Below are 13,213 nucleotides of genomic sequence, written 5' to 3'. Positions count from 1 at the left end.
TTCTCCTTTGCAGGTCTTATCGCAGCTATATCTGTTTTTTTATTCCTACAAAATAAAAAAGAGCACAAACTCACTTGTGCTCTTTTTCATATACTGCAAACAACATATCTCGAAACAATGTATTTAAACTCTCAATATCGATCCCTGATCCCTTTTCAATTCCTTTTACATATTGCTGATAGTAATGAATTTGTTCTTCTAAAAATTGATTCAACACCTCAATTTTTAATCCAATATCTAATTCAGTACCTGCCTTTTTCTTTATTAACAACTGTTCAATTTCATCTAATACGCTACGTTCTAACGATAATTCTGTAATCAATCGATCGAATTCTACAGGTGGTAAAGTTGTTTTCTCCTCTAGCCACTTACAAGCTAAAATAGGACGCAATACATAAAAGTATTTTTTCAATTTTACGTTCTCACCTTGCAAAAATTCACGATAATTTTTTGAAGCCATATGTAAGTAATGATATATCGTTGCTTTTGGATCAAAGTGCTTATCACTCATTTGCTGAAGTTGTTCTGGAAAATGAGAGTTTTTCGAATAAAAAATCGGTGATCGAATCCATTCGAGTAAAGCTGGGTTTGACTTTGCGAATAACTGTAACGCCTTTTTAATATCCCATCCGCTTATATCTAAATCATCACTAATCGGATACTCAATTACATCTCGTTTATCATGAATTGATAAATACCACTCTACCGGATGCATATAAACAAATCTAACATCATAATCACTATCTTTCGATGGAAATCCCCAAGCACGACTCCCTGATTCCACTGCAAATAAAATTTTCACTTCATTTTCTTTTTCAATTCTTTCTAACTCCAACCTAATTTTCTCTCTCATTTCATACCCTCTCCATTTTTTGATTATTTCCTTGGAAATTCGACAAATATACTACTAAGTTTACTACATACTAAAATAGCTGTCAGAAAATTCCCGACAGCCTGCCAAAGTTCCTTATTTTTTCACTTGTTCTTTTCTGTTACACTAACCGCAATTCGTTCAAACTCTTTTTGAATCTCCTCTTTATATGCATCTACTTTTGAAAAATCCATAGCAGCAATATATATTCGTTCTAATTTATCACGAACTGATTTCGCTTTCGCTAGGAAAGACATCGCCTCATTCATTTTTGCTTTATATTGAATCGACACGTCACGAATTTCTGTCGCATACTTCTCATCTGTCCCTGGTGTCACAATCAAGGCATACATATCTATAATTTCATCACCTTCGCGGCTCGGAAAATATTCATGTGGTGCGGTACTATCAAAAATTGCAAACCCTAATTCTCTTACGATAACCATATCAAGACTATTTGGATCAAATCCACAATGATATACTTCAACTTCAAATCCTTTTTCTTCTGCTGCCTTAGCTAATTTTTTAAGCATTGTTGATTTCCCAGAGCCTGGGCGTCCTTTTATAAAATAACGATGTGGTAATCCCTCTGTTAAATTAGGAACAAAATCAACTGCTCCTTTCGGTGTAGCTGCCCCTAAAAACCGATGTTTCACAAGCGATTGTTTCCCGCCTTTATCTGTAAATAACTGCTGAATCAGCTGATTGGTTAATTCATTTGCTTTATTAAAATCAATATTATTAATATATATTTTCTCCCACTCATCATGTATAACTAGTGCCTCGTTAAAACATGCGTAAGCAGTTTGAAAAGCCTTGCTTGCTTCTGAAACAAATCGTTCAATTTCCACCTTCTGCTTTCTTAATTTATTTGAGTCCCAAGCAACCCCTAAATTAATATACTCTTCGACAACTCCTGGCATTTTCGGTTCAATAACATGCGGTGATGTTCCATCAACAATTCCTACTTTTAACTTCGGAATAATTACACCATCAACTGATTTGTTATCAGAAGAACAGTGTAAAAATTCAATATCATATCCTTTTTCAACCCATTCGCGACCTATTGCCTTAATTAAAGAAGATTTCCCGGTTCCAGGACCACCCTTTAAAATAAATAACCTGTTTAGTCCTTTTAAGTTCTCTTCGTATAAATTATGAAACCCTCTAGCTGTATTTCCACCAGCATAATAATTCAATACATTCCCTGTCACTGCACTCACTCCTTCGCAGCATTCTATTTACATAAGCTACAATATGCGAGCAACTTTATTTGGGTGAATACCTATTTTGTATTGCACGAAAAAAGGAAATGAATTACAATTTAAATACAGTGAATATTCAGAATCAAAAAACTTAATATGTCTTTATCAAGAGAGGCAGAGGGACCGGCCCTTTGACGCCCAGCAACCTCAGTTTATACAAACTGAATAGGTGCTAATTCCTGCAAAATGCATTGCATTTTGAAAGATAAAACGTAACTATTGTGTGCAAAACTCATCTTTCTTGATTATGAAAGGTGAGTTTTTTTATTTCAAAACATATATTGGAGGTATTAAAAATGAAAGTAATTGACCTATCACAAACATTTGAAAACAATATGTCCCAATTCCCTGGAACACCAAAAATCAATTTAGGAGCCATTACAAGCGTTGAAGAGACAGGCTATCAAGTTACAGATTTTCATTCTGTCGTTCATGTTGGTACGCATTGTGATGCTCCTGCGCATTTCATTTCAGGCGCAACGACTATTGACCAACTACCTCTTGATCAATTTGTAGGCGAAGCCGTTCTTGTCGATGTAACTCATATTCAAGAGCGAAAGTTACGTAAGGAAGTATTGCATAATGTTGATATACAAGAAGGAGATATTGTTATTTTCCATTCCAATCTATCTACTAAATGGAATACAGAAGCGTATGAAAAAGAAGCCTTTTATCTTTCTGAAGAATTAGCCGAAGAACTAGTTCAATTAAAAGTAAAATCGGTCGGTCTAGATTTCATTTCTCCTGATGAAGTAACGACAGAAACATCACCAATTCATCACATACTACTTGGGAATAATATTTATTTAATCGAAAACTTAACAAACTTAGATGCCATTAACACGAAACGTTTCTTTTTCTCAGCGGCACCTTTAAAAATTAAAGATAGCGACGGTGCTTTCGCAAGAGCATTCGCTGTGATTTTTTAAACAAACTATACAAAAAAGCAAAGATCATCATTGACCTTTGCTTCTATTTTTTTTATTTAAATTAAGAAAGAATTGTTCGACACGAGGACGTACCCAAGCTAAATAATCTTTCTCTTTCTTCTTTGTACAAGCTATTTCTTCCCCATCTACCATTCCGACAAGCTCTAGCTCTAACAGTTGCCTCGTAAATGCTAACATATTTATTTCTTCGTCTGGATACTCTTCTTTTAATTTCTCCTCAATTTCCCCCAATAAAAAACCGTCACGCATCATTGCCAATGCATCAATCCAAAGTGGCGGCATTTCATATTTTTCTCCTGTAATTGTATCTTTTACAATATAATTCTTTTGCTCTTTTCGAAATTGAATCGTGTGTAAACATACAGTCGAATTTAATGTTAATTCCATCATACCACCTCTTTCATAATATCTGCATAGAAAAAAGGATGCGCGTGCACCCCTTCTTTCTCTAACACTACCGAACCGTTACATGAATAACAAATCTCATGTCGATATTTTCCTCCATTATAAACGAAGTATTTTATAAAAAAAACCCTTCTTGAAACATTTTATAAAATGTTTATATTTACACAACAAGAACACTTTTCTGAAAAATATTTTTCTCTAGCACATTATGCTGTCGGTAAAAAAATTTCCACTTTCGTTCCTATTCCCATGCTACTTTGAATCACGATACTTCCTTGATGTTCCTCAATAATTTTATATGTAATCATTAACCCAAGTCCCGTACCATTCTCCTTTGTTGTGTAAAAAGCCTTTCCAATCTTCTCTAGCTTTTCCTTCTCTATACCAAAGCCTTGATCTTCAACAAACATGCACAAATGCCTTTCAGTTTTTTGATATGCACGGATATGAATATCTCCACCTTCCGGCATTGATTCTAGTCCGTTTTTAATAATATTTAATAACACTTGTTTTAATTTTTTATCATCACTATTTATAACAAGTAAATTCCCATCTACTTGCAAATGAAATCTCACTCTATATTGTGCTGCATAACTTTCCATTAGTTGTACAACATATAAAAGGATTTCCTGTATCAAGCTTTTAAATTTGTTCATATAAATACTCCTCATGATTCATACAAAAACTCTACGTGTTACCTCCTTAAATTCTAAGTATGAAATTGCTTTCAGGGCAATATACAACCTTATCATGTGAAAAGGAAGGAGATCTCTCCTTCCTTTTCGCTATAATTTATATCCACCTTACCCGATCATGTAGCAGACCATCCGTAAAATTATTATGTCCTTTTACAAAATTATTCATATATAAATTTAGATATTCCCCGTACTTACTCTCTGTATTTAATAATAATTCCTCTACATAATAGGCACCTTGTTTAAAGTTATCGAACAGTAAACTACACAAGCCAGCATAAATTCCACATCCTACTTGGAAGTAAGTCGCATTCGTTTTATATTTATGAAAAACTTGACTGCTATTCATCACGTTATACATATATGTCTCACTATTTTCATAAACGAGTAATACACCTACTAAATCCTCGCCGGCAATCTCTTCTTCGGCTGGATTAAATACTCTACGATTCCAATTCCATAAATCTTCTACTCGATCTAAGTTCTGTCTAATTACATTGGTCGTATACTCATTAATTCGGTAAAGAAAACCCACTTCCATATTGAAGTTTTTTCCTAAAATTAAAACTTCCTCATGTGGCATTAAACAACCATAAAACTCTTTCTCTCCTAACTTTACTTTATACTCTGAAGCATATACATCTTCATAAAAATAAAGGGGACGATGATGACTCATATACATCGGATAACTCCATATCGCTTCATCTAGAAATCGCTCTACTGCCCATGAAGCATACAGTGTATGAGGTTTTATCAGTGCTGCATCATTTAAAAATGACGTATCATGTTCTACTATATAGCATGCTTTTGGCTTTTCATTTGGACGTTCCTTCATAAGTTCAACGACCATCCATTGAACAACACCTGGATTCATACCTGATCCTATAATTGCTTTTGTATTTGTAAATTTCTCTTTTTCCTTCTCAAACCGCGTATATCTTTCCGTAAGCTGAAAGCCAATTAAACTATCGTCTTGATCTACTGCCTCATTCTCCAAAGCTGAATTAATATAACAAATTCCAAGTTCATTACAACAGCTTAATACTCTGATTGTATCTGCCCCTGAAACATCAATAACAACGCTCGTACCACTTTCTTTTAAATGCTGTTTAAATGTCACTACATCTTGAAGGTCTATTTCAAATAAAAACAATTGCTCTTTCAAATTTGGAAACAACTCATCATAATAAGTCCTATCTTTTTGTTTTATATCAACCAAATGAAATGTAACATTCTTTATCGCTTCATAAATCGGGTCTTTTTCATTTACTATCGCTTGATTTAAAATTGCTAAAACTGCTTTTGCTGCTCCACCAGCACTACCAAGTAATGTAATCAATAATGAATTTGAAAACTGTTCCACCAACAAAACCCCTTTAATATAGTAGTTGAACAGTTCTCCCCCCCAAAAATAAATTGAATATATCAAAAGATAGCTCGTACATATTTTTTATAATTTTGCACAAGATTAGCTCTTCATAGATAAAACTAACACAATTATATTCAATTCATTTTTCCCCTCACATCCAAATCAAACTAAATAAATAGGCTCGACCTTTTCTTTTGCATATATAAAAGAAAAAGCCAGCCTTTCAACTAGTCTACTCTACGGACAATGGACAGATTTTACATGTTGAATATTCACATACATTTTTGCATCACGTGCTTTTAATATTTCAATATGCCCTTCATCAATCTTCGCCATCTTTCCGATTTTATTAGATTCCTCACCTAAATCGAACACCATAATTTTCCCAGCCATTTTAATAAGCTGTTCTTCAAACGTTCTAGCTAACGTAATATTTAACGGATTCACGGGGAGTTCATTTTTATTGAGGGCATAAGGGACTTGATTTTCTTTATACGGAATTAACCATTTCAAATGCTTTAAAGATATATATACTGTTTTATAAACTGGACTATAAAAAACAATATAATCGTTCATTACACTTGTAACATAACCATGTATTGGAGCATTTCCTGCTACATAAACTTCTGTAAAAATTCCTTTAGAAGTACTTAATACTTTTCTCAAAGAAATGGAAGGCGACTCCCTCTTAATTACAGAATCAACATCTGGTTTTGATATTTCTTCATCATGTGGTCTTAAAAATTTATAATATTGTACATGGTATAAAGATATATATACGTAGTCTTGTCCATTGTAAAGAACAACAATATCATTTCCCACGTCTATTAATACACCTTTAAATCTTTTTTCACCGATTAATTTAACATATATATTTTCTCCAATACTTTTGTTTAACTCATTCATCTATATCCTCCTTCCTATGAATTTTTACTTTCCTATTCTCCACTTCAAAAAATAATCAGGGGCAATGTTTCGTCTTAATAGTAAGGACTTCCTTTTCATACTATCCGAAATAAGAAATCGTTCTTCACCTTCAACCATAATGCCCCTCTTATTTATCAAACATTATTCTTCTTCATTCTTTTTACATTTAACTACTTGACTCACACTCTTAATATGATAATTAATGATATAAATAACTTCATCACAGTTTACTAGTGTAATACATTCTTCATGAACTTCACTTAATAAACCTTCCACACACTCTGGACCACCACGATTAATCTTTACCCACTTATACGTCAAGTCACATAATACATCAACAAAAGTATCATCATCAGAGTAGAAACATGAAACATAGCCATCGTCACATTTACTTTCTTTCACTTTCTTAACTAGACTCTTCACATGTTTCAATTGATAATATACTAATTCACCAAGAGGAAGTTGTAATGTAAGGTAATCTCTCCCTAACGATACAAGTACCCCCACTCGACTCTCTGGTCCACGAAGATTTACTTTTACAGTCTCGCCGACTAAACATTTAATTTGCTCACAGCATAATACATTCTCCAATTTCGTATCCCCCTTTCTTATTATCTCCCTCTACTTGATTGTCTTTGTGCACGAGCTCGGCCTGAATTATTGCTTTCACTATTACCTTCTTCGTCCTCTCCGCACTCTACTGTGACACTCTTAATATGGGATATTGCAACTAATATAACTTCTTCTTTTACAATTAATGTCACAAATTCACAAGAAACATCTTGTAAAATACCTTCAACTTTCTCTGGGCCACCACGATTAATTTTCACCCAGCGATATTTGAAGCTTTGAAGTAGCTTTTCAAAGTCATCTTCACACTCACATTCCAACCATCCACAATCATCTGCTTTACAATCTTTCACATTTTTTGTAACACTTTTCAGATGACGAATCTGATAATAATAGAGCTCTCCTTTTTCATTCCTTAATACAAAGTAATCCGAGCATACTGCGACTATTGTCCCTTTTTGAGCTTCTGGACCACCTCTGTTTACTCTCACAAAAGATCCAATTAAGTCTTTCAGAAAATTACAATGAAATAAACTCACGAGAAAACCCCTTCCATTAATTTATAAGCTTTTGCACTGATAGTATATGTATCTGTACAGGTTACGTTCTCTATGTTTGTCCTAGCTAGAAAAAAATATGCTTTTAACATGGTAGACTACTACCTATCAAACTTCGAAGAAACACTAAGCGCTCCTTAGGCTTTTGATATCTTTAAACAAAAAAATCCCGTATGAAGATACACTTCTGCCTATCTTCATACGGGATTTCCCATCGTTTAATCTTCGTCTTTAACATCCATATCTTCTGGAATTGGTTCGTTCAATATTTCTTCCACTAAATGCTTATATTTCTCCATTTGTTCTAAATGTGTATTGAATTGTTCTTTATTTAATAAATATTGCTCTCCATCAAACAGTGCACGAATTTTCTTTTGCTGAATTAGCTCTTCAATATACGACTTTGGTAAATTCAAATACTCCGCAGCTTCTTCTACTGTTATATACAACGCGTTCATTCCTTTATTGTTTTTTCCTATATACTGTATCTTACTTTATTTTTGTAAACAAATAAAAAAGATTTTGTAAATGCAATTTAAAAAGAAGGTGGATGCATTCCATATATTGTATAATAATATAGTAAGGATTTTTTAAATATAGAATGGTATTACCCATTTACACAAAGGAGAGTTAACATATGGCTACTCGTCACATCATTACAATGTTAGAAAAAACATTACAAGTTGAAACAGAAAACACAATTTCTCATTTAACTACATCTTTATCTGATCGTATTCTTTCTCAAAGCACAGCAATACATGAAAACAATTGTTACCATACAATGGGGGAATGGTACAAAAATCATTTTTTATTCCAACAAGATGATTTCCTTTGGGCTAAATACGCTTTCTATGATGCATATTGTGAAGCTATAAAGGGACAAGGACATCTTACAAAACGCGTCCGTCAAATATTAGAATCATTAGCTCGAATGCATGGAAAACAGTACATTGCGTCTATATTAAATATGCCATTTCCTAACGAACGAGCTAAAGGGACAGCATAATGTAATACTGTTCTGCGTCAGCAAAACATAGATTCATTGTTTTCTAGGAACATTTACAAATAAAACGTTCATATCACATGAACTGATGAAACCGGTGTCATTATAATGATTGAAAATATAGTAAACAGGAAAACCCCCATTTGCCTCTCTTATCACTCGAATAGAGAAGTAAATGGGGGTATACTTGTTTTTTTATTATTTCATCATCTGCTTGATCAATTCACGATTTCTCTTCTTAAATACTTCATTATGCGACGAAACCATTCCATACTCACTTGCATCTGGTTGAATAAATTGTTTCGCTTTATTTACAGCATTTCCAGCATCTTGGAATGCTCCCGCGATTAAGTGTAATTTCCCTTCGTGCTTTAAAATATCTCCCGCAGCATATAATCCATCTACAGAGGACTCACTATTCGCATTACCTGCAATATAATAATTATCTATAATCGCAACGTCTAACTCACTATTTTCTAATAACGTAATGTCACGTTCATATCCATGGTTAATAATCACTTCATCAATAGGTAAATGTGCAATTTCACTTGTTTCATGATTCGTTAATTCTACATATTCGATCGCTTCATGGTTATCACCAGCAATGAGTTTTGTAATCGATGTATTAAAGAAACACTCCGCCGAGCTGTTCAGCAGTTGGTTTACTTGTGCTTCATGACCAGATAATTCTTCTTTTCTATATGTTACATACACTTTTTTCGCAATTGGTTCTAATTCATTTGCCCAATCAACAGCAGAATTTCCTCCGCCGGAAATAATGACCGTCTTACCTTTGAAACGCTTTAAAGATTTCACTGTATAATTTAAATTAGATACTTCAAATCGCTCAGCACCTTCAATTGATAACTTTTGAGGTTTCAATATGCCACTTCCAGTTGCGACGATAACTGTTTTTGAAAAATGTTCTTCTCCAGTGCTCGCTTTTAACGTAAAAGTGCCATCTTCGTTACGAATAATCGATTCTACTTTTGTATTTAATACCACTTCTGGCTTAAATGTTAGCCCTTGCTGTACAAGTTGTTCAATTAATTTATCACCTGTAACTGGCAGTAGCCCTCCTACATCCCAAATCATCTTCTCTGGATAAACATGTATTTTTCCACCTAACTGTGGTTGAAATTCTATTATTTTTGTTTTCATCTCTCTGAGTCCACTATAAAAAGCTGAATAAAGCCCTGCAGGTCCTCCGCCTATCACAGTTACATCAAACAATTCTTCTTGATTCATTCGTGTCACTCCTCAGCTACTAGTTATTGATTATCATTCTCAATAAAATATAACCTGTTTCCGCAAAATTTACAATCAAAATTACTATTGACAATACACCTATATAAAATTATATTATTTAAAGAATCAATAGTGATAATCATTATCATTTTGTTAATAATTAGCAAATTTGAGATTACATCTTCTTTTATTAATATGGTTAATACTATATTGTAGAATCTCATATTCAAGATTTTTAATAAGCATTTTGCATTACCACTACTCTTTCAAAAAGATTGCAGTTAAACAAATTATTATATACACATATCATCTATGTTAAAGGAGAAAGACAATGAAAAAGTTATTTATTTCACTAACAGTTCTTTTCGTTCTTGTTATGAGCGCTTGTAGCAATGGCTCTACAGACAAAAAGAACGATGCAAAAGGTAGTAAATCAGAAACAATTACATACCAATCTGAAAATGGTAAAGTAGAAGTTCCTGCAAATCCAAAACGCGTTGTTGTTTTATCATCATTCGCTGGTAACGTAATGTCATTAGATGTAAATCTTGTTGGGGTAGATTCATGGTCTAAACAAAACCCACGCTTTGATAGCAAACTTAAAGATGTTGCTGAAGTATCAGATGAAAACGTTGAAAAAATCGCTGAACTAAATCCAGATTTAATCATTGGTTTATCAAATATTAAAAATGTTGATAAGTTAAAGAAGATCGCTCCTACTGTAACGTACACTTACGGAAAAGTTGATTACTTAACACAGCATTTAGAAATCGGTAAATTATTAAACAAAGAAAAAGAAGCAAAAACTTGGGTTGATGACTTCAAGAAACGTGCACAAGACGCTGGTAAAGAAATTAAAGCAAAAATTGGTGAAGATGCAACAGTTTCTGTTGTAGAAAACTTCAACAAACAGCTTTATGTATACGGCGAAAACTGGGGCCGTGGAACAGAAATTCTGTACCAAGAAATGAAATTAAAAATGCCTGAAAAAGTAAAAGAAAAAGCATTAAAAGAAGGTTACTACGCATTATCTACTGAAGTATTACCTGAATTTGCTGGTGATTACTTAATCGTAAGTAAGAACAAAGATACTGATAACTCATTCCAAGAGACAGAATCATATAAAAACATCCCAGCAGTAAAAAATAATCGCGTATATGAAGCAAACATGATGGAATTCTATTTCAATGATCCACTTACTTTAGATTTCCAACTAGACTTCTTCAAGAAGAGCTTTCTTGGTAAATAATACAAACATGAGGAATTCTTAATTTAAGAATTCCTCTTCCTTTATTCTATGAACAGAAAAGATGTGAAACGAATGACAAAAGATCACGACAATCCACGTTCTATAGCTTTTACATACAAACTCATTTTGAGCATAATTGCATTCTTTCTTATTTTTATGGTGGCAATGGTATTAGGTGCTGCAGATACTTCAATAAAAGACGTATGGTTAGCACTCACATCCTCCGCTAAAGGGGACAAAATATCTATTATTCGCGAAATACGTTTGCCACGTGAAGTTGCTGCTATTTTTGTAGGGGCGGGCCTTGCTGTTTCTGGAGCAATTATGCAAGGATTAACACGAAATCCACTTGCAGATCCTGGATTATTAGGATTATCTGGTGGAGCAAATGCTGCACTTGCTTTAACGCTAGCCTTCAACCCTTCCATCAGCTATCTTTACTTAACATTTGCTTGCTTTATCGGTGCTGCAATTGGCGCAATTATGGTATTTGGCATTGGCATGGTGAAAAAAGGTGGACTTTCTCCTCTTCGAATTGTATTAGCAGGGGCTGCAGTTTCAGCATTTTTGCTTGCAATTTCAGAAGGTGTCGGCATTTATTTTAAAATTTCACAAGAGGTATCACTTTGGACTGCTGGGGGCGTAATTGGAACAACTTGGGGCCAATTAAAAATTATTATTCCAGTCATTTCAATTAGTATCTTTATCGCTATCTTATTTGCAAGAAAATTGACAGTCCTTAGTTTCAGTGAAGAAGTGGCTATTGGACTAGGTCAAAAAATTATTGTTATTAAAACCATTCTATTTATCATTATTATCTTACTTGCTGGTGCGTCTGTAGCGCTTGTCGGAAATATGGCATTTATCGGTTTAATGGTACCTCATATGGTACGCCCAATTGTCGGTCCAGATTACCGTTTTGTTATACCGATGTCAGCAATTGCTGGAGCATCCTTTATGCTACTTGCGGATACAATCGGTCGTACTATTAACGCTCCGTACGAAACACCAGTTGCCGCTATTGTCGCAATTGTAGGGCTACCATTCTTCCTATTCGTTGTACGTAAAGGAGGAAAAACATTCTCATGATGCAATCTATTCTAAGAAAACAACGTCTTATTATACTCGCTTTACTAATACTGACCATCACCACCATTGTAGGTGGAATGGGACTTGGTTCAGCATCTTTATCTTATGATCGACTACTCCCAACATTAATGGGACAAGGGACTTTTAAAGAGGAGTTTGTTTTATACTCTTTAAGACTACCTAGAATTGTTATTACATTATTAGCTGGTATGGCTCTAGCTTTATCAGGGGCTATCTTCCAAGGAATTACTCGAAATGATTTAGCTGAACCTGGTATTCTCGGAATCAACTCTGGGGCCGGTGTTGCTGTTGCTATTTTCTTTTTATACTTTCCAATAGATGTAGGTTCATTTCTTTACTTACTACCAGTCGTTGGATTTATCGGGGCTTTTCTGACAGCTGTTTTAATCTATGTATTTTCATATAGTAAATCAACTGGGCTTCAGCCAATCCGACTAACATTAACTGGTATTGGTTTTTCATTTGCACTATCTGGAATGATGATTGTCCTTATTTCATCCGCTGATCGTATGAAAGTGGACTTTATCGCCAAGTGGATTGCCGGAAACATTTGGGGAGATGACTGGGTCTTCGTTTTAGCAATGCTCCCATGGTTAATCGTATTAATTCCGTTCGTTTTCTATAAAGCAAATCGATTAAACATTCTAGCATTAAACGAGCCAGTCGCAATTGGCGTTGGAATTGAAATTGAAAAAGAACGCAGATACTTATTAGTTGCAGCCGTTGCGCTTGCAGCTGCAGCTGTTTCCGTAACAGGAGGAATTAGCTTTATCGGACTAATGGCTCCTCATATCGCGAAATCTTTAGTAGGTCCAAGACATCAAATCTTCATGCCGATCGCTCTTTTAATCGGCGGATGGCTATTGCTATTAGCTGACACAATCGGAAGAAACATCGTTGAACCTAATGGCATCCCAGCAGGTATTGTCGTTGCTTTAATTGGTGCCCCTTACTTTATGTATTTGTTGCTTAAGAAATAAAGTTTTAAGCATAA

Annotated in this window: 14 protein-coding genes, 1 pseudogene and 1 riboswitch; of the genes and pseudogenes, 5 read left to right on the top strand and 10 right to left on the bottom strand. The window is 34.2% G+C overall.

What is annotated here, in order from left to right:
• Positions 1-70: 70 nt before the first annotated feature.
• Together MKO96_RS24395 and MKO96_RS24390 are read right to left on the bottom strand one after the other, a co-directional pair.
• Positions 71-853 carry a nucleotidyltransferase domain-containing protein gene (locus MKO96_RS24395; protein ID WP_240588945.1) on the bottom strand — a complete coding sequence of 261 codons (783 nt, stop codon included), beginning with the start codon at positions 851-853 and terminating at the stop codon, positions 71-73.
• Positions 854-975: 122 nt separating this feature from the next.
• The gene (locus MKO96_RS24390) at positions 976-2,085 is read right to left on the bottom strand and encodes a PRK06851 family protein (RefSeq protein ID WP_240588944.1); all 1,110 of its coding nucleotides are present in this window, start codon (positions 2,083-2,085) and stop codon (positions 976-978) included.
• A 150-nt stretch (positions 2,086-2,235) separates the two neighbouring features.
• A riboswitch (SAM riboswitch) is annotated at positions 2,236-2,348 on the top strand.
• An 84-nt stretch (positions 2,349-2,432) separates the two neighbouring features.
• Between MKO96_RS24390 and MKO96_RS24385 the strand changes: the two genes are divergently transcribed.
• Positions 2,433-3,065: a cyclase family protein gene (locus MKO96_RS24385; protein WP_087979272.1), complete on the top strand. Its 633-nt coding sequence runs from the start codon at positions 2,433-2,435 to the stop codon at positions 3,063-3,065.
• A gap of 27 nt (positions 3,066-3,092) precedes the next feature.
• Here MKO96_RS24385 and MKO96_RS24380 read toward each other — a convergent pair whose 3' ends face one another.
• From MKO96_RS24380 to MKO96_RS24350, 7 genes and pseudogenes are all read right to left on the bottom strand, one after another.
• Complete coding sequence (locus tag MKO96_RS24380) at positions 3,093-3,473, bottom strand: hypothetical protein (protein WP_087979271.1); 381 nt, start codon at positions 3,471-3,473, stop codon at positions 3,093-3,095.
• A gap of 224 nt (positions 3,474-3,697) precedes the next feature.
• A pseudogene (locus tag MKO96_RS24375) lies at positions 3,698-4,126 on the bottom strand (ATP-binding protein); the annotation flags it as partial.
• 157 nt (positions 4,127-4,283) lie between these two features.
• Positions 4,284-5,549, bottom strand: a complete 1,266-nt coding sequence (locus MKO96_RS24370; protein ID WP_240588943.1) for an S-adenosylmethionine decarboxylase related protein — start codon at positions 5,547-5,549, stop codon at positions 4,284-4,286.
• A 243-nt stretch (positions 5,550-5,792) separates the two neighbouring features.
• Positions 5,793-6,461: an LSm family protein gene (locus tag MKO96_RS24365; protein WP_240588942.1), complete on the bottom strand. Its 669-nt coding sequence runs from the start codon at positions 6,459-6,461 to the stop codon at positions 5,793-5,795.
• 162 nt (positions 6,462-6,623) lie between these two features.
• Complete coding sequence (locus MKO96_RS24360; RefSeq protein WP_046953740.1) at positions 6,624-7,073, bottom strand: hypothetical protein; 450 nt, start codon at positions 7,071-7,073, stop codon at positions 6,624-6,626.
• A gap of 20 nt (positions 7,074-7,093) precedes the next feature.
• Positions 7,094-7,591, bottom strand: a complete 498-nt coding sequence (locus MKO96_RS24355; protein WP_240588941.1) for a spore coat protein — start codon at positions 7,589-7,591, stop codon at positions 7,094-7,096.
• A 236-nt stretch (positions 7,592-7,827) separates the two neighbouring features.
• A complete protein-coding gene (locus tag MKO96_RS24350; protein ID WP_080467727.1) occupies positions 7,828-8,067 on the bottom strand; it encodes a helix-turn-helix domain-containing protein in 240 nt (79 codons plus the stop codon).
• Positions 8,068-8,246: 179 nt separating this feature from the next.
• Here MKO96_RS24350 and MKO96_RS24345 point away from each other — a divergent pair, with 179 nt between their 5' ends.
• Positions 8,247-8,615 (top strand): hypothetical protein, encoded by a 369-nt coding sequence (locus MKO96_RS24345; RefSeq protein ID WP_240588940.1) that lies wholly within the window; start codon positions 8,247-8,249, stop codon positions 8,613-8,615.
• A 195-nt stretch (positions 8,616-8,810) separates the two neighbouring features.
• Here MKO96_RS24345 and MKO96_RS24340 read toward each other — a convergent pair whose 3' ends face one another.
• Positions 8,811-9,860, bottom strand: coding sequence for an NAD(P)/FAD-dependent oxidoreductase (locus MKO96_RS24340; protein WP_240588939.1), 1,050 nt, complete (start codon positions 9,858-9,860; stop codon positions 8,811-8,813).
• Between the two features lie 331 nt (positions 9,861-10,191).
• Between MKO96_RS24340 and MKO96_RS24335 the strand changes: the two genes are divergently transcribed.
• Genes MKO96_RS24335 through MKO96_RS24325 form a run of 3 tightly spaced genes read left to right on the top strand, consistent with a single transcriptional unit; the run spans position 10,192 to position 13,199 of the window.
• A complete protein-coding gene (locus tag MKO96_RS24335; RefSeq protein ID WP_000732569.1) occupies positions 10,192-11,109 on the top strand; it encodes an iron-hydroxamate ABC transporter substrate-binding protein in 918 nt (305 codons plus the stop codon).
• Positions 11,110-11,157: 48 nt separating this feature from the next.
• Positions 11,158-12,198 carry a FecCD family ABC transporter permease gene (locus tag MKO96_RS24330; RefSeq protein WP_240588938.1) on the top strand — a complete coding sequence of 347 codons (1,041 nt, stop codon included), beginning with the start codon at positions 11,158-11,160 and terminating at the stop codon, positions 12,196-12,198.
• Entirely contained in the window at positions 12,195-13,199 is a 1,005-nt protein-coding gene (locus MKO96_RS24325) for a FecCD family ABC transporter permease (RefSeq protein ID WP_240588937.1), read from the top strand. Before MKO96_RS24330 ends, MKO96_RS24325 begins: the two co-directional genes overlap by 4 nt.
• Positions 13,200-13,213 lie beyond the last annotated feature (14 nt).

Origin of the sequence: Bacillus sp. ES1-5 (genome assembly GCF_022487605.1) — a bacterium.
Classification (GTDB): Bacteria; Bacillota; Bacilli; order Bacillales; family Bacillaceae_G; genus Bacillus_A; species Bacillus_A wiedmannii.
This window is presented reverse-complemented; position numbering and strand designations above follow the sequence as displayed.